Annotated in this window: 19 protein-coding genes; 7 read left to right on the plus strand and 12 right to left on the minus strand. The window is 64.6% G+C overall.

The window, feature by feature from the left end:
* Positions 1-70: 70 nt before the first annotated feature.
* The 4 genes from WIR04_RS16820 to WIR04_RS16835 form a co-directional block, all read right to left on the minus strand.
* The gene (locus WIR04_RS16820; protein ID WP_338888450.1) at positions 71-1285 is read right to left on the minus strand and encodes an aldose 1-epimerase family protein; all 1215 of its coding nucleotides are present in this window, start codon (positions 1283-1285) and stop codon (positions 71-73) included.
* Positions 1286-1534: 249 nt separating this feature from the next.
* Positions 1535-2227, minus strand: coding sequence for an aspartate/glutamate racemase family protein (locus WIR04_RS16825; RefSeq protein WP_338888452.1), 693 nt, complete (start codon positions 2225-2227; stop codon positions 1535-1537).
* A 118-nt stretch (positions 2228-2345) separates the two neighbouring features.
* Positions 2346-2936, minus strand: coding sequence for a LysE family translocator (locus tag WIR04_RS16830; RefSeq protein WP_025325831.1), 591 nt, complete (start codon positions 2934-2936; stop codon positions 2346-2348).
* Positions 2937-3038: 102 nt separating this feature from the next.
* A complete protein-coding gene (locus WIR04_RS16835; RefSeq protein WP_338888456.1) occupies positions 3039-3635 on the minus strand; it encodes a LysE family translocator in 597 nt (198 codons plus the stop codon).
* 116 nt (positions 3636-3751) lie between these two features.
* Here WIR04_RS16835 and WIR04_RS16840 point away from each other — a divergent pair, with 116 nt between their 5' ends.
* The 3 genes from WIR04_RS16840 (at position 3752) to WIR04_RS16850 (ending at position 7412) form a co-directional block, all read left to right on the plus strand.
* The gene (locus tag WIR04_RS16840) at positions 3752-5125 is read left to right on the plus strand and encodes a PLP-dependent aminotransferase family protein (protein WP_307766395.1); all 1374 of its coding nucleotides are present in this window, start codon (positions 3752-3754) and stop codon (positions 5123-5125) included.
* 29 nt (positions 5126-5154) lie between these two features.
* On the plus strand, positions 5155-5619 hold the full coding sequence (locus tag WIR04_RS16845) for a hypothetical protein (protein WP_338888459.1): 465 nt from the start codon (positions 5155-5157) through the stop codon (positions 5617-5619).
* Positions 5620-5783: 164 nt separating this feature from the next.
* Positions 5784-7412 (plus strand): hypothetical protein, encoded by a 1629-nt coding sequence (locus WIR04_RS16850; RefSeq protein ID WP_338888462.1) that lies wholly within the window; start codon positions 5784-5786, stop codon positions 7410-7412.
* A 30-nt stretch (positions 7413-7442) separates the two neighbouring features.
* Here the strand turns inward: WIR04_RS16850 and WIR04_RS16855 are convergent, their stop codons facing one another.
* The 3 genes from WIR04_RS16855 to WIR04_RS16865 all read right to left on the minus strand — a co-directional run bounded on the left by WIR04_RS16855 (position 7443) and on the right by WIR04_RS16865 (position 11545).
* A complete protein-coding gene (locus WIR04_RS16855; RefSeq protein ID WP_338888464.1) occupies positions 7443-8756 on the minus strand; it encodes a sodium-dependent transporter in 1314 nt (437 codons plus the stop codon).
* Positions 8757-9177: 421 nt separating this feature from the next.
* Entirely contained in the window at positions 9178-10491 is a 1314-nt protein-coding gene (locus tag WIR04_RS16860) for a sodium-dependent transporter (RefSeq protein ID WP_338888465.1), read from the minus strand.
* 214 nt (positions 10492-10705) lie between these two features.
* Positions 10706-11545 carry an isopenicillin N synthase family dioxygenase gene (locus WIR04_RS16865; protein WP_234569206.1) on the minus strand — a complete coding sequence of 280 codons (840 nt, stop codon included), beginning with the start codon at positions 11543-11545 and terminating at the stop codon, positions 10706-10708.
* Between the two features lie 197 nt (positions 11546-11742).
* On the opposite strand from WIR04_RS16865, the gene WIR04_RS16870 reads away from it, so the two are divergent.
* The gene (locus tag WIR04_RS16870) at positions 11743-12306 is read left to right on the plus strand and encodes a DUF2799 domain-containing protein (RefSeq protein ID WP_338888468.1); all 564 of its coding nucleotides are present in this window, start codon (positions 11743-11745) and stop codon (positions 12304-12306) included.
* A 37-nt stretch (positions 12307-12343) separates the two neighbouring features.
* Here WIR04_RS16870 and WIR04_RS16875 read toward each other — a convergent pair whose 3' ends face one another.
* Both WIR04_RS16875 and WIR04_RS16880 read right to left on the minus strand, forming a co-directional pair.
* Positions 12344-13165 (minus strand): Cof-type HAD-IIB family hydrolase, encoded by an 822-nt coding sequence (locus WIR04_RS16875; RefSeq protein WP_338888470.1) that lies wholly within the window; start codon positions 13163-13165, stop codon positions 12344-12346.
* Positions 13166-13331: 166 nt separating this feature from the next.
* Complete coding sequence (locus WIR04_RS16880) at positions 13332-14570, minus strand: MFS transporter (RefSeq protein WP_338888473.1); 1239 nt, start codon at positions 14568-14570, stop codon at positions 13332-13334.
* Positions 14571-14737: 167 nt separating this feature from the next.
* On the opposite strand from WIR04_RS16880, the gene WIR04_RS16885 reads away from it, so the two are divergent.
* Together WIR04_RS16885 and WIR04_RS16890 are read left to right on the plus strand one after the other, a co-directional pair.
* Positions 14738-15361 carry a metalloregulator ArsR/SmtB family transcription factor gene (locus WIR04_RS16885; protein ID WP_338888475.1) on the plus strand — a complete coding sequence of 208 codons (624 nt, stop codon included), beginning with the start codon at positions 14738-14740 and terminating at the stop codon, positions 15359-15361.
* A gap of 310 nt (positions 15362-15671) precedes the next feature.
* Positions 15672-16148 carry an Lrp/AsnC family transcriptional regulator gene (locus WIR04_RS16890; protein WP_025325819.1) on the plus strand — a complete coding sequence of 159 codons (477 nt, stop codon included), beginning with the start codon at positions 15672-15674 and terminating at the stop codon, positions 16146-16148.
* A gap of 74 nt (positions 16149-16222) precedes the next feature.
* On the opposite strand, the gene WIR04_RS16895 is transcribed toward WIR04_RS16890, so the two are convergent.
* The 3 genes from WIR04_RS16895 to WIR04_RS16905 form a co-directional block, all read right to left on the minus strand.
* Positions 16223-16540: a hypothetical protein gene (locus WIR04_RS16895; RefSeq protein ID WP_005324594.1), complete on the minus strand. Its 318-nt coding sequence runs from the start codon at positions 16538-16540 to the stop codon at positions 16223-16225.
* A 144-nt stretch (positions 16541-16684) separates the two neighbouring features.
* A complete protein-coding gene (locus tag WIR04_RS16900) occupies positions 16685-16915 on the minus strand; it encodes a hypothetical protein (RefSeq protein ID WP_338888479.1) in 231 nt (76 codons plus the stop codon).
* Positions 16916-16945: 30 nt separating this feature from the next.
* Complete coding sequence (locus WIR04_RS16905) at positions 16946-17371, minus strand: MarR family winged helix-turn-helix transcriptional regulator (RefSeq protein ID WP_162627388.1); 426 nt, start codon at positions 17369-17371, stop codon at positions 16946-16948.
* 199 nt (positions 17372-17570) lie between these two features.
* Between WIR04_RS16905 and WIR04_RS16910 the strand changes: the two genes are divergently transcribed.
* Complete coding sequence (locus tag WIR04_RS16910; RefSeq protein WP_338888481.1) at positions 17571-18575, plus strand: NADP-dependent oxidoreductase; 1005 nt, start codon at positions 17571-17573, stop codon at positions 18573-18575.
* The last annotated feature ends 129 nt before the right edge of the window (positions 18576-18704 follow it).

The raw sequence follows: 18704 nt of genomic DNA on the forward strand, positions 1-18704 counted from the left end.
GCCACGGCTGAACCCTCATCTGGCATGAAAAAGCCGCTCATGGAGCGGCTTTTTGCTGTCTGCCTGCCACTCAGGGCAGCTTGACCAGGGGCTGCTCCCGCAGCTCTGTGGGGCGGCCGGCCTGGATCTTCTCCACCTGGGCCAGGGCCTGCTTCACCTCCTCCCCATTGCGCAGCAGGCGATAGGTCAGATCGAAGGTCTTGGTCTCCCCCGGCTGGATCTTAGGTACCAGCCCCAGCGGACGCTGGTACTTGGTGCTGTAGGCATAGCTGGTGCCAGGCTCTATACCGGTCACATAGCCCTGGGCCCGGGTGTCGGTGTTCTTCCACAGGGTCAACACCGGCAACTGGTGCGTGTTGTAACCCACAGCCACCCCGACATTGCCCGCTTTGTTGTTGAGCACCGCCAGGGTATTGCCCTCGGCATCGCTGTAGGGCACCAGGTTGAACACCATCTCGTCGAAGCCCTTGGTCGGCCCCAGGTAGGTTTGCCACCCCTTGAGCCCCGCCTTGGCGTAGTCGTTGAACGGGGAGATCTGCTTCACCGGGGTGCTGACCCGCGCCCCCTCCTCCAGGATGGGTGCCCCGAAGTTGCCGTGATAGATGATCTGGTACTCGTTCTCGTAGTCGGCGTGGTTGGTCAGCTTGTCCTGCAGGGCAAACTCCGCCTGACCGGGAAGCACGCTCAGCTGGGTCCAGGTGACCAGCTCGCTCATCTTGAAGGTGCGCTCGTCCACCCGGCCCCGCACGTGGATGGCGTAGGGCGGCTCCTCGTCCACTGTCACGCTGACCACTGAGGCCGGTATGTTCTGCACACGGCCGTGCAGGCTCTTGAGGCGGCCATCGTCATCCACCCCGGGGTGGCCGGTCCACTCATAGCCGCAACGTACCAGCATCTCGTTGAAGCCATCGAGCCAGCCGAGACCGGCGCGGCTCTCCAGATCGATGAAGGCCGGGTTGACCACCTCCTTGACCGGAGAATCCCAGCCGAGGCGCACATCGGCCCCCTTGACCTCCTTGATCCCCATGCCACGGGTCGGCACCAGGGTGATCTTCATCACCCCGTTGTCGACGATGAGCAGATCGACCCCCTCCTGGCGCCCGCCGTGCAGGCGCTTCTTCTCGATGGAGAAGGGCACCGGGCTCTTGATCCCCAGCTTGTCGCTGGTGATCTTCCAGTCCCCCACATCCAGCCCCTGCTGGGAGTCGGTCAGCAGGAATTCGGCGGCCTGGCCGGAGCTCGCCCCCAGGGCAAGCAGCACGGCAATGGAGAGTCTCTTCAACATGGCTTTATCCTCGTGTCTCTTGTTCTTGTGGCTGGTTTTCGTGAAAGCTGAATCGTTTCAGTGATCGAAAACTAGGCGTCTGGCGCACCAGACTCAAGGGACAAAAGGGGAAAATGTGAGCCGTTTGACAATAAAAGCGTCAATCGGCTTGCTGAAGTGAAGGCTGACTCACAGTCAGGATCGGGGGGAATGACGGGCAGGAAGGAGGGGAGGCGCCGGGGCACCTCCCCAGGTTTCTTTCTCTCTGCCCTACTCCAGCGCCCACGCCACGGCGGCCTCGGCGTGAATGGCGGTGGTATCGTAGAGCGGCACTGCGGCCTGGCACTCCCCCACCAGCAGGGCGATCTCGGTGCAGCCGAGGATCACGGCCTGAGCGCCGGCCTGTGCCAGATCGGCGATGATGGCCAGGTATTCGGCCCGGGACGGCTCGCGAATGTCGCCGAGGCAGAGCTCGTCATAGATGATGCGGTGCACCCGCTCCCGCGCGGCCTCCTGCGGCACCAGCACCTCCAGCCCGAACAGCTCTTGCAGCCGCCCCTTGTAGAAATCCTGCTCCATGGTGAAGCGGGTACCGAGCAAGCCGACCCGGGTCACCCCGTCGGCCTGCAGACGGCGAGCGGTGGCGTCGGCGATGTGCAACAGCGGGATCTCGATGGCGGCGGCGATCTCGGGGGCCACCTTGTGCATGGTGTTGGTACCTATCATCAGGAAATCGGCGCCACCGGCCTGGATGGCCCTGGCCTCGGCCGCCAGCAGACGGGCGGTGGCGGGCCAGTCACCGGCATGTTGCAGCCGCTCTATCTCGGCGAAATCGACGCTGCTCAGCAGCACCCGCGCCGAGTGCAGGCCGCCGAGCCGCGCCCGCACACCCCGGTTGAGGGCCTGGTAATAGCTGACGGTGGACTCCCAGCTCATGCCGCCCAGCAGACCGATACATTTCATGAAACCTCCTTGCCACCATGCAGGCACTGGACGGCGCGAGCGTCATGCCGCGCCGCCGGGGAAACAAAAAAGGCCCCGAAGGGCCAACAAGACAGCCGGTAAAGGCTCAGGCCAAGGCCTAAACCCAGATCATCAGCACGCAGGCCGCCGTGGCGATCCCCATGCCGAGGTTAAAACGACGCCAGCCTCTGGCGGTACGGATGAGGCGGCGCACCTGGGCACCGAACAGCACCCAGAAGGCCCCCGTATAGAGGCCGGTCACGAAGAAGATGCCGAGCACCCAGCCGGCGGACGGCCAGTAAGCCTCCCCCGCCAGGGTGAAGCCGCTGATGGCGGAGAGCGCCATCATCCAGGCCTTGGGGTTGAGCAACTGCAACATGGCCCCCTGATGGGCCGGGATGAGCGGCCGGCTGCCATCCGCCGGGCCGCTGGCGGTGGCCACCTTCCAGGCCAGCCAGAGCAGGTAGGCCGAGCCCACCAGCTTGAGGCCGTCGTGCAGCAGCGGCACCTTCTCGAACACCACTCCCAGCCCCAGGGCCGTGGCCAGGATCATCAGGTTGATACCCCCCACCACCCCCACCAGCAGGGGGATGGAGCGGCGAAATCCCTGAGCGGCCCCGGCGCTGGTGAGCAGCATGTTGTTGGGGCCGGGGGTGCCACAGGTGATCAGGGCAAAGCCCGCCAGGGGAAACAACCAGTTCAGATCCATCTCAACCTCATTCAGATACGGCAAGCCTCTTAATATGCAGAGCCAGCGCCCTGACGACAAGGTCAGCAATGCATTTTCTTTGCATGAATAATCAGGCGGTCATTAATACCAGAGCATCACCACGCACAGGGCGGTGAGGGCCCCCAGGCTGCCATTGAGACGGCGCCAGCCTCTGTCCGAGTTGATCCAGCGGCTGAGCTGATGACCGAACAGCACCCAGGCAAAGCAGACCGGCAGCCCCGCCATGGGGAAGACCGACATGATGCCCCACATGCTCGGCCAGTAGTCGCTCCCCGGCAGGCTGAACAGACTGATGGCGGAGATCCCCATCATCCAGGCCTTGGGGTTGAGGAACTGGAAGCCCAGGCCTTCCAGCAGGGTCAGCGGGCGGGCACGCCTCGCCGGATCGCCGGGGGCACCGGCCACGGCGATGCGCCAGGCCAACCACAGCAGATAGAGGCTGCCCAGCACCTGCAGGCTCATCTTGAGCAGGGGCCAGCGCTCGAACAGCGGATAGAAGCCGAGCGCCAGCACCAGTTGCAGCACCGGCTGGCCCACCACCACCCCAATCAGGTGTGGCAGGGTGCGGCGCACCCCGAAGTTGGCACCGGATGCCGTCAACATCAGATTGTTGGGCCCCGGGGTGCCGCAGGTGAGCAGGGCGAAGCCAAACAGGGTGGCATACCATTCGATGGTCATGAGGTGACTCCTTTCTCGCCACATTGTATCGGTACAATGTGAGCTATTGGGTTGTTAACAGGCTGAATATCACGCTATATTGGGGACAATATTGGATCAATGGATTTATTGTCACCATGACAATCTGGACGCCCGACCTCACCCCCTTCGAGGGACCCCTCTACCTGAAACTGGTCAAGGCCATAGAGCAGGCCATTGCCGATGGCGCCCTACCCCCCCAGACCCGGCTGCCCACCCATAGGGCGCTGGCGGACCGGCTGGGAGTGACGGTGGGCACCATCACCCGCGCCTACACCGAAGCCGAGCGGCGGGGTCTGCTGGCGGCCAGGGTGGGTCATGGCACCTGGGTCAGGGGAGCGGCGGATCCCGCCAATGAATGGGTGATCCGCAACGAGGACAATCACCGCATCGAACTGTGGCAGAACCTGCCGGTGCAGCTGGACAGGGCCGCCATCATCAAGCCCATGCTGGCCGAGCTAGCGGACGGGGATCTCAATGGGCTGCTGGGCTATGACAAGGAGGCCGGGCGCGCCCCGCAGCGCCAGCTGTTCGTCGACTGGCTCGCCGAGCAGGGCATCAGGGGAAGCGAGGAGAGGTTGCTGTTCAGTCATGGCGCCCAGCACGGCATCATGCTGGCCCTGCTGGCCACCGGCTGCGTGGGGGAGACTCTGTTTTGCGAGGGGCTCAGCTACCCCGGCATGCTGGGCAATGCACGCCAGCTGAAGAATCAGGTGATGGGGCTGGCGATGGACGAGGAGGGGCTGCTCCCCGCCGCCCTGGAGGCCGCCTGTCGCCAGCGGCGGGCCAAGCTGCTCTACCTGACCCCCACCCTGCAAAACCCCACCACGGCCACCATGAGCCTGGCGCGGCGGGAGGAGATAGTCGCCATCGCCCGCCGCCATGATCTGCTGATCGTCGAGGATGACGTCAACGGCCTGCTGCCCGAGGAGATGCTTCCACCTCTGGTCAACCTGGCGCCGGAGCGGGTCATCTACCTCGGCAGCCTGGCCAAGATCGCCTGCGGCGGCCTGCGGGTCGGCTTCGTGCTGGCTCCCCCCGCCCTTCGCAACGGCTTCGCCCAGGCGATGCGGCTGTCGAGCTGGATGGTGAGCCCCCTGCTCATCGAGCTGGCCTGCAAGCTGGTGAGCCAGCACCAGATCATGCCGCTCATCGAGCAGCAGAGACGGATCCTGGCGCGTCGGGGAGAGCTGCTGCGCCACCTGCTGCCGGGGGCCCGCTGGCAGGCGGGCTCCATGCACGCCTGGCTGCCGCTGCCCGAACCCTGGCGCAGTCAGGAGTTCGCCGAGGCGGCCAACGCCCTTGACGTCGGGGTCGCGAGCGGAGAACACTTTGCCGCCGGCCAGTTTGCCGCCCCGCAAGGGGTACGCCTGAGCCTGAGCCAGCCCGCCACCGACGCCCGCGTCGCCGAGGGGCTGGAGCGCCTCGCCGGGCTGCTGCGCGCGGCGCCACCCACCAATCCCCTGCTATAGTCATTGACCCTGACCCCGGAGGAGTGACCATGCTGCCCGTCCGCCCCGCCCTGCTGCTCATCCCCCTGCTGCTGGGAGGCTGCGCCTCCCCCGCACATCGGCAGCTGGGCCAGGCCCTGAGTGGACTGGAAGGGGAGTTGCAGCGGCTGGAGGAGGAGCTGGCCGCCATGAACGGGCTCCACTACCAGAAGGCCATAGACGCCCCCCTGGCCCTGCGCCGCTACCTGAGCGCCCCCTCCCCCACGGCGGAGGGCCTGGTGCCCGCCCAGAGCCAGCAGCAGGACGGCCCCCTGCTGCGTTATGACTACCACCTGCCGGCGTCCATGACACAACTGCCCACTGACAATCCCTGCCTGCGTTACGAGTTCGAGCTGCGTCATCTCGGTCGCCTCGGCCAGCTCGAGCTTGCCTGGCAGGGGAGCGGCCATCAGGGCAGTCAGCTCATCCGCCAGCGCGACTGCCCCTTCTCCGCCAGGGGGCCCGGCCTGCAGTGACCCCCGTTTGCCAGGCCCGGGACCTGCAAGCCCTGCAGTACCGCCATCACTGACCCAAGTGGGGTATTGACCCCGCCTCCTCTCTCGGACAACAGTGAGAGTCATCTTTGAATCCAGTTTTTCAGATCCCTGGCTAGATCCCAGTCAGCGAAGGAGCGTCAAGAATGCAGATCCTCCTCATCGAAGACGATGCAATGATGGGCTCGGCCCTCATTCAGGGGTTGAGTGACCAGGGACTGGCGTCCACCCAGCTGTTTCACTGCAAAGAGATCACGGCCCTGCCCGCCTTGCTACGCCAGCAATCGTTCGATGCCATTCTCTGCCGCCAGTATCACCATCAGGCCCACGAGGGAGTTAACCTGCTGCAGGAGGCGCACCACCTGGGTCTGCTCTCGCCGGGTTGCGTGCTGCTGTTGCTTGAGCAGGACGATGACACCGGCCAGTTCCCCCCCTCCGACCTCTATTTCGCCCTTCGCCTGGCCGTGCCCTTCACCACTGAGCAGCTGAGCCACTGCTTGCACGAATTGCTGGTGCTGACGGCCGTGACCCGCCCTCTCGCCACCCCCATGGCCCTCAGGGAGTGGCGCAACGCTTGTGCCCAGTGCGAGGATCTGCTCTACCGGCACGCCAGCAACAAGGCACTGGGGCCACAAATGGACAGGGTCAAGGGCTACATGCTGCTGCAGGAGCAGGATCACTTCCAGGCCACCCAGCACTACGCCATGTGCACCACTGAGCACGACGCCTGGTGGCCCCGCAAGGGGTTGATCCTCGCCCTGCTGGGATTGAACAGGCTGGAGAGCGCTCGCAAGGATCTGACCCGCAACCAGGGGCGGCTGCCCCCCGTCATTTATCAGGAGCTATCCCTCGCCTGCCAGCTGCATGAGGCGCAGTGGGAGCCAGCCTGGGGAACCTTGTCAGAATTACTGCAACGCTGCCCCTGGCAGCCACAATGGCGCCAGACCGCCATCTTGCTGGCCTTGCTGCGAAAGGATGAGGAGCAGGTGCTGGCGCAGGCCACCGGCTTCACCCTGCGCTTCTTCCCCAGACAGAAGTTTCGCCAGTCCGTCGATCGCTGCGTCCTGGACGCCACCCTGGCGGTGCTCTGGCATCCCCCGGGGGCGGCCAGGGTTCATGGACTGCAACAGGCCCTGGATGAACTCGGCAAGCAGGCCGTCACTCTGCGAGCTCACGAGGAGGCACTGCTGCGCGCCCTGATGCTGGGGCTGGACTGCCGCTTCGATGAGGCGCTGATGCTGCTGGCCAAACACCCGCCGGAGGCGGCGAGGGACCATCACCTCAACCAGCTGCTCGGCGTGGCCGTCAGCCAGTTCTGCGGGCTGCCCCACCATGCCCGGCGCTATCTGGCCCAGCTCGGCCAGTATCGGGGCCCGGTGGCGCAGAGCCCGCAGTTGCAGCGCCTGATCCGGCAGGTGGTCGGCGATCTGACGCGGCAGCTGGAGCTGCGCGAACAGCACCTGACCCAGTTGCGCGAGGAGCGCCAACGGGCCATGGCCACTGGCCAGCACCAGCTCGCCGTGCAGAGCGCCCTGACCCTGCAGGAGACATTCCCCGCCCAGGCGGGGGATGCCTGGCAACTGCTGGAGTTGCTGACCTTCTGCTGGCCGGCCGGCATGGCGGCCCCCGGAGTTGCCCAACTGGTTGATCGGCTGGAGCGGCGCCTCAACCACAGCGCCGCTTTCCTGGGCCAGCATGCCGATGCCTACCACAAGACACTGCAGCAGATCAGAGCCCACCTGGCCCCCAGGCTGCCCTCCCCTCCTCCCCACTGAGTCCGGCGCCTCGTCCGGGACCAACTCCTCTTACAGCAGTCCTCGCACCAGGATACCGGCGATCAAGAGCGGCGCCACCAGTCGCCAGCACCAGAGCAGGCACAGACGCAGGGCCGGGGAGAGCCCCTCGGGCAGTATGCTCTCCCCCAGTCGCCAGCCCAGCAGCAAGGTCAGCACCAGACCGAACAGCGGCATCATCAGGTTGGAGGTGAGGTAGTCCAGCAAGTCGAAGATGGTCTTGCCAAACAGGGTGTAGTCGGCCCAGGGACCGAACGACAGGCTGACCGGAATGCCGGAGGCCATGATCAGCAGGGTCAGCACCCGGCAGGCGCCACGGCGTGACCAGCCCCACTCTTCGCAGGTGAAGCGCACCAGGTGCTCCAGCATGGAGATGGAGGAGGAGAGCGCCGCCACCAGCAGCAACAGGAAGAAGACCACCCCCAGCCCCTGACCGAACGGCAGATGGCTGAACACCGCGGGCATGGTCATGAAGGTGAGCCCTGGCCCGGCTGTGGGGTCAATGCCAGTGGACGCCAGCGCCGGGAAGATCATCAGCCCCGCCAGCACGGAGATGAGGCTCGCCAGGGTCACTACCCAGACGCCGGAGCGCAGCACACCTTCGCTATTGGGCAGGTAGGCGCCATAAGTGGTGTGTACTCCCAGGCCAATGGAGAGGGAGAAGAAGGCGAGCCCCAGGGCATCCAGCACGCTCTGGCCGGTCAGCATGGAGAAATCAGGCAGCAGCAGCTGACGCACCCCGGCCATGGCCCCCGGCATGGAGAGACCCACCCCCACCAGCAGCAGCATCATGACGAAGAGCGCCGGCATCATCCAGCGCAGCGCCCGCTCCACCCCTTTCTGGATCCCACCCTGCACGAACCACCAGGTGAGGCCGGCGAACACCAGATGGGTCAGCACAGGCCACCAGGGATCGCTGACGTAACCGTTGAACAGGGCGGTCAACGCCGAACCTTCGCCGAGGTTGAGCTTGCCCATCACGGCCAGCGCCGCATAGCCGACGGTCCAGCCCCCCACCACGCTGTAGAAGCTGTAGATGAAGAAGCCGCAGAGGATCCCCATGTAACCCATCCAGCGCCAGTTCGGCCCCACCAGCCGGTGGAAGGCGCCGAGCACCCCGCGCTGGCTGCGGCTGCCAAGCAGCGTCTCCCCCACCAGCACCGCCACCCCCAGGGTGAAGCTGAACAGCAGGAACACCAGCAGGAAGGCGCCGCCGCCATTGGTGGCGGTCACATAGGGAAACTTCCAGATGGCGCCGAGGCCGATGGCCGTGCCGGCCGCCGCCAGCACATGACCGAGACGGGAAGACCACTGAACCTGGCTCATACAACCTCCGGGGAAGACAACATCGAATCGATACTCCATGGGTAAGTGCAACCTGGGTCGCAACAAAAAGGCCGCCCGGGGGCGACCTTTGCAATGAACATTCAGACTGAGTGCGCGTGCAAGGTCACCTCTCTTGCGAGCTGAAAAATCGGCCGGACAGGGCGATGAGGGGTGACATGCGATGGGTAACCTGGGCGCAAAAAAGGAGCCACAGCCTAAACCACGGCAAGAGAAGTTGACAGCCAATAGTCCATTTTCACCCTAAAAACAGAATATTTACCAACCAACATGCAGAGTGGTGAAGCAAAGTTTTGATAATTCTCTATTTCATGGATTTTTAGATGCAGTCAATACTGCCGGCGAGGATGCCCTGTGTACCCAGGCAACGGGCGGGCCCGGGGGCCCACCCATGCGGCAGGGGTTACAGCAGACCCCGCACCAGTATGCCGCCGATGAGCAGGGGCGCCAGCCAGCGCCAGCAGCCCATCAGCAGGGCGCGCCAGTGCGGTGCCAGCCCCTGGGGCAAGGCCCGCAGACCCAGCTGCCAGCCCAGCAGCAGGGTGAGCGCCAGCCCGAACAGGGGCATCATCAGGTTGGAGGTGACAAAATCCAGCAGCTCGAAGATGTTCTTGCCAAACAGGATCACCTGCGCCCAGGGCCCGAACGACAGGCTGACCGGGATGCCCCCCGCCATCACCAGGGCGGTGATCAGGCTGCAGGCCGCCCGGCGCGACCAGCCCAGGCTCTCGGCGAGGAAGCACTGCAAGTGTTCCAGCAGGGAGATGGCCGAGGAGAGCGCCGCCACCACCAGCAGGGCGAAGAAGACCACAGCCAGCCCCTGGCCGAAGGGCAGTTGCTGGAACACCGCCGGCATCGTCATGAAGGTAAGGCCGGGTCCCGAGGCGGGATCGATGCCGGTCGCCGCCAGCACAGGGAAGATCATCAGGCCCGCCAGCACGGCGATCAGGCTCGCCAGCAGCACCACCCAGAGGCTGGAGCGGCCCACCCCTTCGCTGGAGGGCAGGTAGGCGCCGTAGGTGGTGTGAATGCCGAGGCCAATGGAGAGGGAGAAGAAGGCCAGCCCCATGGCGTCAAGCACCCCGGACATGCCGAGCTTGCTGAAGTCCGGCATCAGGAAGTGGCGCACCCCGGCCATGGCATTGGGCAGGGTGAGGCCGAAGGCCACCAGCATCAGGATCATGATGAAGAGGGCCGGCATCATCCAGCGCAGGGTGCGCTCCACCCCCTTCTGCACCCCACCCTGCACGAACCACCAGGTGAGGGCGGCGAACAGCAGGTGGGTCAGCACCGGCCAGAGCGGATCCCCGACGTAGTCGTTGAAGCGGGCGGTCAGCGCAGCGCCGTCCCCCTGCCGCAACTCTCCCGCCAGCGCCATGCCGGTGTAACCCAGGGTCCAGCCCCCCACCACGCAGTAGAAGCTGAAGATGAGCAGGCTGCACAGCAAGCCCATGGCACCGACCCAGCGCCAGCGCTTGCCCATCAACTCACCGAAGGCCCCCACCACCCCGCGCCGGGTCAGGCTGCCGAGCAGTGTCTCCCCCATCAGCACCGCCACCCCCAGGGTGAAGCTGAACAGCAGGAACACCAGCAGGAAGGCGCCGCCACCGTTGGCGGCGGTCACATAGGGGAACTTCCAGATGGCGCCGAGACCGACCGCCGAACCTGCGGCGGCCAGGATATAACCGAGCCGGGATGACCATTGGGACTGCTTCATGGGAACTCCAATCGAGGGGCCCGCCTGCGGGGCCCGAGAAATGGCGCTCAGAGTACGCCCGGGGGCGCGCAATCACTCGGCGAATATCCGTCTTAAAACTGCCTTATTGGCATAAGTTGCCAATAAAATTCGGATAACCAACCAATCGTGCCGCAAAATAAAAACCGGAGCATTTTTGCTCCGGTTCTTGCTGTCATGAGTGTGCGTTTTGGGACTAGATGACCCCCAGCTCCCGCAGCCGCTCCATCAGGTAGCTGTGGGCTGTGTGACGCTCGGAGAGCACCACGTCCGGGCGCGGGTGCAGGAACAGCGGCAAGGAGATGCGGGACTTGCTGACGCTGCCGCCGGTCGGGTTGATGACGCGGTGGGTGGTGGAGGGGTAGTAGCCGTGGGAGGCCTCCTGCAGCATGTCACCTATGTTGATGATGAGGGTGCCAAAGTCGCAAGGCACATCCATCCACTCCCCGTCAGAGCCCTTCACCTGCAGGCCGGGCTCGCTCGCGGCGGGCAGTATGGTCAGCAGATTGATGTCTTCATGGGCGGCGGCGCGGATGGCCCCCGGCGCCTCTGTGCCGTCGAACGGCGGATAGTGCAGCACCCGCAGCAGGGTCTTCTGGCTCTCTTCGATCATGGAAGAGAGCGGGCAGCTGTAGCGGGCGGCGATGTCCGCCGGGGTGTATTGCTCCACCCAGGAGAGCAGCTCGGCGGCGAGATCGTTGGCGAGGCGGTAGTACTCCATCGCCTGGGCCCTCAGCTCTTCCGGCATCTGGCCCCAGGGGTAGAGGTGGAAGTACTCCTTGATGTCCTTCTGGGTGTTGCCCTTGGCCACCTCGGACACCGAGGGCGGGAAGTAGCCGTCCTGGGTCTCGCGGTTGAACAGGAAATCCTGCTTCTGCTCGCTCATGAAGAAGCGATACCAGTTGTCATAGATGGACTGCACCAGCTCCTTCGGGATGGGGTGGTGGGTCAGCACCCCGAAGCCGGTGGTGCGCAGGGATTCGGTGAAGCGCTCGGCCGCGTCGGGGGAGCGGTAATCGACGGTCAGGACTTTCATTTTTTTTGTTACGTGCCAGTTAAAAGTAGGCGCAGTTTACCCTGCCTCCCCCGGCAAGAAAAGGTTGCCGGAAGCCCGTTCACAACGGCTTGAAAATAGTGATAAAAACATCATGATGCGGCCCCCTCGCCCGGTGCTTGTCCCGGGCGGGCTTCCTCTTCTAGAATGCCCCACCATCATTGCTGTCGGAGCCCTTCATGTCCCCCAAGATCCTGCTGTTGACCCTCCCCCTGCTGCTCGCCGGGTGCAGCTCCCTGTCGGAGGAGGAGTGCCGCGCCATGAGTTGGTACAACCAGGGTTATCAGGACGGGGAGCAGGGCAAGACCCGGACGGCCACCCGTGACTACAAGCAGACCTGCGGGGAGTACGGCCTCAGGGTGGACGAAGATGAGTGGCAGCGCGGCTACGCCAAGGGGCTGGAGCTCTATTGCATCCCCGAGCTCGCCTACAGCAAGGGGCGGGAGGGGAGCGAATACCTGGGGGTCTGCCCCAACGACACCAGCTTCCTCACCCAGTTCGAGCGCGGCCGCAAGGAGTTCCTGCTGGAGCAGCGCCTCGGCGAGCTGCAACAGGAGCTGGAGCGCACCGAGCGGACCATCTATCAGCTGGATCAGCAGATCCGGGGCGAGAGCGACAGCAAGCAGCGAGACTACTACCGGGCCCAGCGCGAGCGCGCCATCCGCCACTACGAGGGAGTACGCCGTGACTACAACCGGATCCGCTTCCCGGATCGGGTGATCCAGTTCTCCTTCGGGAGCTGACAGACAAGGGGCCGCGCTGGCCCCTTTCTGTTGCCCCTCAGGCGGGCAGGACCCAGCGCTGCAGCGCCAGCGCTATGCCGTCTTCGTTGTGATCGGCGGTGACCCTGTCCGCATGGGCCTGGATCTGGGGCGCCGCATTGCCCATGGCCACCGCCAGCCCCACCTGCTCGAACATGCTGATGTCATTGTTGTTGTCCCCAAAGGCCACCACTTTCTCCATCGCTATCCCCTCGCTCGCCGCCCACTGGGCCAGCCGGTTGCCCTTGCTGCAACCGGGCTGCACCAGCTCCACCGCATAGGGCGCCGCCCAGTCCTGGGTGAAGGGCAGTTTCTGCACCACCTCCCCCACGAAGCGGTGCAGCAGGCCAGGATCCTGATTGAACAGCTCCAGCTTCCAGATGGGCTTTTGCAGCCAGCTGTCGATATCCTCGGCGGGCAGCAGGGAGACCTTGAGGTGATCCGGCTGGTTCGCCGACCAGCGCCGCATCCGGCCCACATGCTCCTCGCAGCCGAGATAGCCTATGCCCCCGTCGAGGTGGAACAGGGCGCCCATCTGCTGCGCCTGCACCTCGGCCAGCAGGGCGGTGAGCGGCGCCACCGCCAGGGGATCCCCGGCCAGGATCCTGCCTTGCGCCGGATCATAGAGGTAGGCGCCGTTGCTGCAGATGAGGGGGGTGTCGAGGGCCAGCTCGTGATGGAAGGGACGGGCCGTCATGAAGTGGCGGCCCGTCACCAGCAGCACCTTGATGCCGTGGGCGCGGGCCTGGGCCAGGGCGGCCCGGGTCGCGGACGAGATCTTGTGATCCCGGGTCAGCAGGGTACCGTCCATGTCGAGCGCAATGGCTTGATAATGACTCATATCACCTCCAAAGACTGTGCATCGCGGGGCGCATGATGAAGGCCTCTGCTGGCCAGGTTCGCCGGGCGACGGGGTAAAAGGGGACAAAGAGCCATACCGTCCCAAACTCGGCGCCGGGATGCAAGCCCCGCCTGCCACCCCGGCGCCGATCTGTGATCCAGCCGCCTCAGCCCGGCTCGGCGCAGGCGGCCAGGGCGCTTCGTCTGTCCGCCCGTCTGCGCAACCCGTAGAAACCGAGGGCGCAGATCACGCCGCAAAGCGCCGCCAGATAGAAGGGCCACTCGGTGCCTGCCAGCAGCGCCAGGCTGCCCAGCACCACCGCCAGGATCTCGCTGCCCACCGCCAGGCCGCGGTAGATCCCCATCGCCTGCCCCTGCTGGCTGGCATGACTGCGGTTGGAGATGGCCACCGAGGTGGCGAGCTCCCCCAGGCTCATGCCGATGCCGGCCGGGATGAAGGTGAGCGCCAGCCCCCACCACTGGGTCGGCAGAATGAACATCAGCATGCCCGCCGCCATCACCAGATGCCCGACTATGCCAAGGGAGCTGCCGCGCCAGTGGCGGGCAAGCTGGGCCCCCAGCCAGGAACCCAGCATCATGGGCACGCTCACCAGCACGGCAGCCTGCGCCAGCTGCACCGGATCCCAGGCCAGCCGCTCCACCAGCCAGACGTTGAAGTAGGTGAAGTAGAGCTGCACCGCCCCGTAGCTGAGCAGGGTCAGCACGAAATAGGGCAGCAGGCGAGGTTGCAGCAGCAGTTGGCGGGTCGAGAGGGAGGCCAGCTCTTGCTCGGCGGGCACCGGCGGCCGATTGGGCAGCAGCCAGAGCACCAGCAGCAGGTTACCCACCGTCATGGCCACCGCCAACCAGGCCGCCAGGCTGTAATCCCCGGACACCACGGCCGCATAGCCCCCTATCATGGGGCCCAGCACCCAGCCCAGGTTCATGCCGATGTTGATGCGGGCGAAGTTGCGCGCCTTGGTCCTGGTGGTGCTCATGTCCGCCGCCATCGCCTGCACTATGGCGATGTCGCCGTTGAAGAAGCCCTCCACCACCCGGCTGAGCAGCAAGAGCGGCAGGGAGCGCCAGGCGATCCCCAGAGCCATCAGCACATAACCCGCCAGCACCCCGACCAGGCAGAGGGTCAGCACCGGCTTGCGACCATGACGATCCGACAGCTTGCCCAGCCAGGGGGCCCCCAGCAGTTGAAACAGCGGATAGAGCCCCATGATGACCCCGAGCCACAGCTTGCGGCTCCAGTCAGATGCCTCAGGCGTCAACATGCCCTGGGCCGGATCCAGCATCAGCGGCGCCAGCACAGGCGAGGGCAGACTGAAGCCCGCCACCGCCAGGGTCACCGTCATCACCAATACCCAGAGGGTCGCCTGTCCCTTGATCCCTTCCATCCTTGCCTCATTAAATAAAGTTATTGGTTTATTTATATTGTAAGGAGGCGCTCATTAAGTAAAGCAGATTGTTGATTTAAATCTCCCCGCTACCCATAATGACCCTATCAACGCCAGTGCCGCCCTGGCTTTCCCACAGCGAACACCTGTCGACAACGAGATCCCCCATGAATGCCAGCACCGACAAGATCCTCTACCTGCTGAAGACTCAGGGCCCCCAGAGCGCCGCCGCACTGGGGGAGCAGTTGCAGATGACCTCCATGGGCGCCCGCCAGCATCTGACGGCGCTGGAGGCCGACGGCTGGGTCGGCTTCAGCGACGAGGCGCGGGGCCGAGGGCGCCCGATACGGCTCTGGCACCTGACCGAGCTGGCCTGGCAGCGCTTCCCAGACACCCACAGCGAGCTGACACTGCAGCTTATCGACGACGTGCAGCAGCTGTTTGGCGAGAGCGGCCTGGATCAACTGATCGCGCGGCGGGAGCAGCAGATGCTGAGCCGTTATCAGGCCGGACTGACCCAGCCGGCGCTGGCGGATCGGCTGGCCGCGCTCAAGGAGCTGCGCAGCCGGGAAGGCTATATGGCGGACATGAGCCAGGAGGAGGATGGCAGCTGGCTACTATGGGAGAGTCACTGCCCCATCTGCGCCGCGGCGCGGGCCTGCCGGGGCTTTTGCCGGAGCGAACTGGCGCTGTTTCGCCAGTTGCTGGCACCAGCCGGGGTGGAGCGGGAGCAATACCTGCTGGACGGGGACAGGCGCTGCCTCTATCGCATCCGGCCGCCGCAGGCCTGAGGATGCCGGAGCGCAGAAACAACAAAGCAGGCGCCGGGATGCCTGCTTTGTTGCCTTCGGGGAGGGGATGCTCTCGTTCCAGCCCGTCGTTTCCCGATAAGGTCGGACGGCTGATGGGGTTGTTGACCCGGTAAGGTCCTTCACCACAGAGGCCTGGTCGGGCATCTGTCTTGCCACCGGAAGATGAAACCATGGTACTCCTGCCGGTGCGGTGAGTGGTTGTGAAGTAGTAGGTATTTTCAGTTGTTTTTGCAATAGTTCACCCTTAATCTAGGAAAAGTGAATCAGTAATTGCAACGAGGAACGGAGAATGCTGAAACTTGATCGCATAGACAGGCATATTCTGGAGTTGATGCAGGAGAATGGCCGCATCAGCAACCTGGAGCTGGCCGAACTGGTCGGGCTCTCCCCCTCTCCCTGCTCGCGCCGGGTCAAGGCGCTGGAGGATGCCGGTCTCATCGATACCCACGTCACCCTGCTCAACGCCCGCCAGCTGGGGCTCACCCTCACCGCCTACATTCACATCTCCATGGACAGGCACACCCCCGAGCGGTTCGAAAACTTCGATCGGGCCATTCAGGATCTGCCAGAGGTGCTCGAATGCGACCTAATCACCGGCAATGACGCCGACTACCAGCTCAAGGTGGTGGTGCGGGACATGGAGCACTACCAGCACTTCCTGCTGGACAAGCTGACCCATATCTCGGGGGTGACCGGAGTGCGCTCCAGCTTCGTGCTGCGCCGCATCAAGCACAAGACGGCGCTGCCCCTCAACCACCTGGGCTGAGGGCCAGAGGCGCAAAAAGCAAGAGGAGGCCCAGGCCTCCTCTTTGTCGTCTCTGATGTCAGGTAGTGACAGGGTCAGACGCCGACCTGGCTGACGTCCTGCACCTGCAACAGCCAGCCGGCCTGCTCCTGCTGGGGTTCGCCGCTCAGTCGCAACCGCTCCCCCTCTGACACCCACTGCCCCTCGGGCAGGGAGACCAGCAGACTCTCGCTGCCGTTGTCGAACACCCAGCGATCTTCGCCAAGCGACTCAATCAGATAACCTTCCATCTCCACTCTGGACTCGGCTTGCCAGGACGGCGCAACGGAATCACGGCTCTCGATGAAATCCCCCTGAACACCAAAACTGGCCAGCCCCCACAGAATGGAGAGCCCGACGATGGATGACTGCATCTCTCTCTCCTCTCATGAAACTGTGGGGCCAGTATGGAAAGGGAAGCATGAGTGCACCATGAACAAGGCCGCAAAGTGCAGGCGAGATCGCGAAAAAAACCGGCCAAGGGGCCGGCTGTGTCATTTTATGGCGTCTGGATCACACTATTTGGCAGCTTCCTCTGCCATTCGAACCGCCCTTGGCTTATTCGTCCACATGGCCAGGCCGCGGTGATCCGCGCAGATCCCCTCGTCAGTGGCGGCCCGAACCCGGACCCCGTCCTTGCAGAGGGCCTGCCAGGCATCGGCATCGTCGATCTGCAGTTCGGAGCGGGGATAGGAGGTGTCGGCGCAGCCACTTAGCAGCAGAACAAGCAAGGGTAACCAGGGTTTCATCGGATGGCTCCAGGCAAGAAGGGAGAGAGATCAGCGCCCGAGCTGGGTCGCCACGCGATCGCAGAGTCGCTTGAGCTCGGCCAGCTCGGCATCGGCCAGATCCACCTGGTTGCGCAAGTTGTCCGCCAGACAACACTCCCTGACCCCCTGCTGCAACTGGCGCCCCGCCTCGGTCAGGCGGATGCATTTTTGCCGCTCGTCTTCGCTGGAGACGGTGCGGGTCAGCCAGCCCTTGCTCTCCAGCCGCTTGACGATGGGGGTCAGGGTGCCCGCATCCAGGCCGGTCTCCTGACCAATCTCCTTGAGACTGACCTCGTCCCGCGCCCAGAGCGACAGCATCACCAGGTACTGGGTGTAGGTCAGATCCAGCTTGTCCAAGAGCGGCCGATAGGCACGCATCACCGCATTGGAGGCGCTGTAGAGGGCAAAACAGACCTGCTTTTTCAATTCACTCATGGGGCACCTCGCTGACGACTGGGGCCAGTATACCCCAGGACAACTGAGGTCTGAATAATTTGCACACAAAACAGTTGTCACCCCGTCTTTTCGGGATTAACCTGATTTTATTTTGCACACAAACAGAATGCCCGAGCCGCCACCTCAGCCCACTGGCTGGCGCGGCGCCGACGGCCCCCTACCCCGCTGGAGAACGACCATGACCCCGATCAGCCATCAGATTCAACTGCTCCGTCGCCCGACCGGCCTGCCCACCCAGAGCGACTTCATCTTGAAGGAGGTGCCTTTGCCCGCGCTTCAGGAGGGAGAGGTGCAGGTGGCCAACCAGTGGCTGTCAGTGGACCCTTACATGCGTGGTCGCATGAGCGAGGCCAAGAGCTATGTGCCCCCCTTCCCCCTGAACGGCCCCCTCGACGGCGGTGCCATCGGCACAGTGCAGGCCTCCCGTCACCCCGACTTCAAGGTGGGTGACCAGGTGAGCAGCATGCTGGGCTGGCGGGATGCCTTCGTCGCCAAGGGGGAGCAGCTGACCCGGTTGCCCGCCACGACGCTGCCGTCCCAACTCTTCCTCGGCGCCCTCGGCATGCCGGGCATGACCGCCTGGGCGGGCTTGCACAAGGTCGCCCGCCTGCAGGCCGGTGAGACCCTGCTGGTCTCGGCCGCCTCAGGCGCGGTCGGCACCATGGCGGTGCAGCTCGCCAAGCGGGCCGGTGCCAGGGTGATCGGCTCCACCGGCTCAACCGACAAGGTCGCCTATCTCAAGACCCTGGGCGCCGATGCGGTGATCAACTACAGGGAGACGCCGGATCTCGACGCCGAGCTGGCCCGCCTCGCTCCGGAGGGCATTCAGGTCTATTTCGAGAACGTGGGAGGCGCCATGCTGGACGCGGCCCTCAACAACATGGCGCTGCACGGGCGCATCGTCCTGTGCGGCCTCATCGAGCAGTACAACAGCAATGGCGAGGCAAAGGGCCCGCGCAACCTCTCCCAGATGATCCGCAAGCGCATCCTGATGCAGGGGCTGCTGGTCTCCGATCACTGGCAGCACTACGGGGACTTCCTGGCCGAGACCATCCCCGCCTTCGAGGCTGGCGCCCTGCAGGCCGAGGAGACCATCAGCGAGGGGCTGGCCAGCATGCCGCAGGCCTTTATCGGGCTGTTCGAGGGCCGCAACACCGGCAAGATGCTGGTCAAGCTGAACTGACAAGCGGCCGGCACCGGCCTTTATCGACAGTGGCAAGCCGAGGGGCATAGCGCCGGCAAGAGGCCGGTCAAGCTGGACTGACGGCCTGCCAGCCACAGTGGGGCCCCTGGCTGGGTATTTACCATCTGC

It is taken from the genome of Aeromonas rivipollensis, from assembly GCF_037811135.1.
Classification (GTDB): domain Bacteria; phylum Pseudomonadota; class Gammaproteobacteria; order Enterobacterales; family Aeromonadaceae; genus Aeromonas; species Aeromonas rivipollensis.

Coding starts and splice junctions, on each gene's coding strand:
- WIR04_RS16840 (WP_307766395.1), top strand. CDS start 3,752: ATGACAATCTGGACGCCCGACCTCACCCCCTTCGAGGGACCCCTCTAC.
- WIR04_RS16850 (WP_338888462.1), top strand. CDS start 5,784: ATGCAGATCCTCCTCATCGAAGACGATGCAATGATGGGCTCGGCCCTC.
- WIR04_RS16860 (WP_338888465.1), bottom strand. CDS start 10,491: ATGAAGCAGTCCCAATGGTCATCCCGGCTCGGTTATATCCTGGCCGCC.
- WIR04_RS16880 (WP_338888473.1), bottom strand. CDS start 14,570: ATGGAAGGGATCAAGGGACAGGCGACCCTCTGGGTATTGGTGATGACG.
- WIR04_RS16855 (WP_338888464.1), bottom strand. CDS start 8,756: ATGAGCCAGGTTCAGTGGTCTTCCCGTCTCGGTCATGTGCTGGCGGCG.
- WIR04_RS16910 (WP_338888481.1), top strand. CDS start 17,571: ATGACCCCGATCAGCCATCAGATTCAACTGCTCCGTCGCCCGACCGGC.
- WIR04_RS16835 (WP_338888456.1), bottom strand. CDS start 3,635: ATGACCATCGAATGGTATGCCACCCTGTTTGGCTTCGCCCTGCTCACC.
- WIR04_RS16905 (WP_162627388.1), bottom strand. CDS start 17,371: ATGAGTGAATTGAAAAAGCAGGTCTGTTTTGCCCTCTACAGCGCCTCC.
- WIR04_RS16875 (WP_338888470.1), bottom strand. CDS start 13,165: ATGAGTCATTATCAAGCCATTGCGCTCGACATGGACGGTACCCTGCTG.
- WIR04_RS16895 (WP_005324594.1), bottom strand. CDS start 16,540: ATGCAGTCATCCATCGTCGGGCTCTCCATTCTGTGGGGGCTGGCCAGT.
- WIR04_RS16890 (WP_025325819.1), top strand. CDS start 15,672: ATGCTGAAACTTGATCGCATAGACAGGCATATTCTGGAGTTGATGCAG.
- WIR04_RS16825 (WP_338888452.1), bottom strand. CDS start 2,227: ATGAAATGTATCGGTCTGCTGGGCGGCATGAGCTGGGAGTCCACCGTC.
- WIR04_RS16845 (WP_338888459.1), top strand. CDS start 5,155: ATGCTGCCCGTCCGCCCCGCCCTGCTGCTCATCCCCCTGCTGCTGGGA.
- WIR04_RS16865 (WP_234569206.1), bottom strand. CDS start 11,545: ATGAAAGTCCTGACCGTCGATTACCGCTCCCCCGACGCGGCCGAGCGC.
- WIR04_RS16870 (WP_338888468.1), top strand. CDS start 11,743: ATGTCCCCCAAGATCCTGCTGTTGACCCTCCCCCTGCTGCTCGCCGGG.
- WIR04_RS16830 (WP_025325831.1), bottom strand. CDS start 2,936: ATGGATCTGAACTGGTTGTTTCCCCTGGCGGGCTTTGCCCTGATCACC.
- WIR04_RS16820 (WP_338888450.1), bottom strand. CDS start 1,285: ATGTTGAAGAGACTCTCCATTGCCGTGCTGCTTGCCCTGGGGGCGAGC.
- WIR04_RS16885 (WP_338888475.1), top strand. CDS start 14,738: ATGAATGCCAGCACCGACAAGATCCTCTACCTGCTGAAGACTCAGGGC.
- WIR04_RS16900 (WP_338888479.1), bottom strand. CDS start 16,915: ATGAAACCCTGGTTACCCTTGCTTGTTCTGCTGCTAAGTGGCTGCGCC.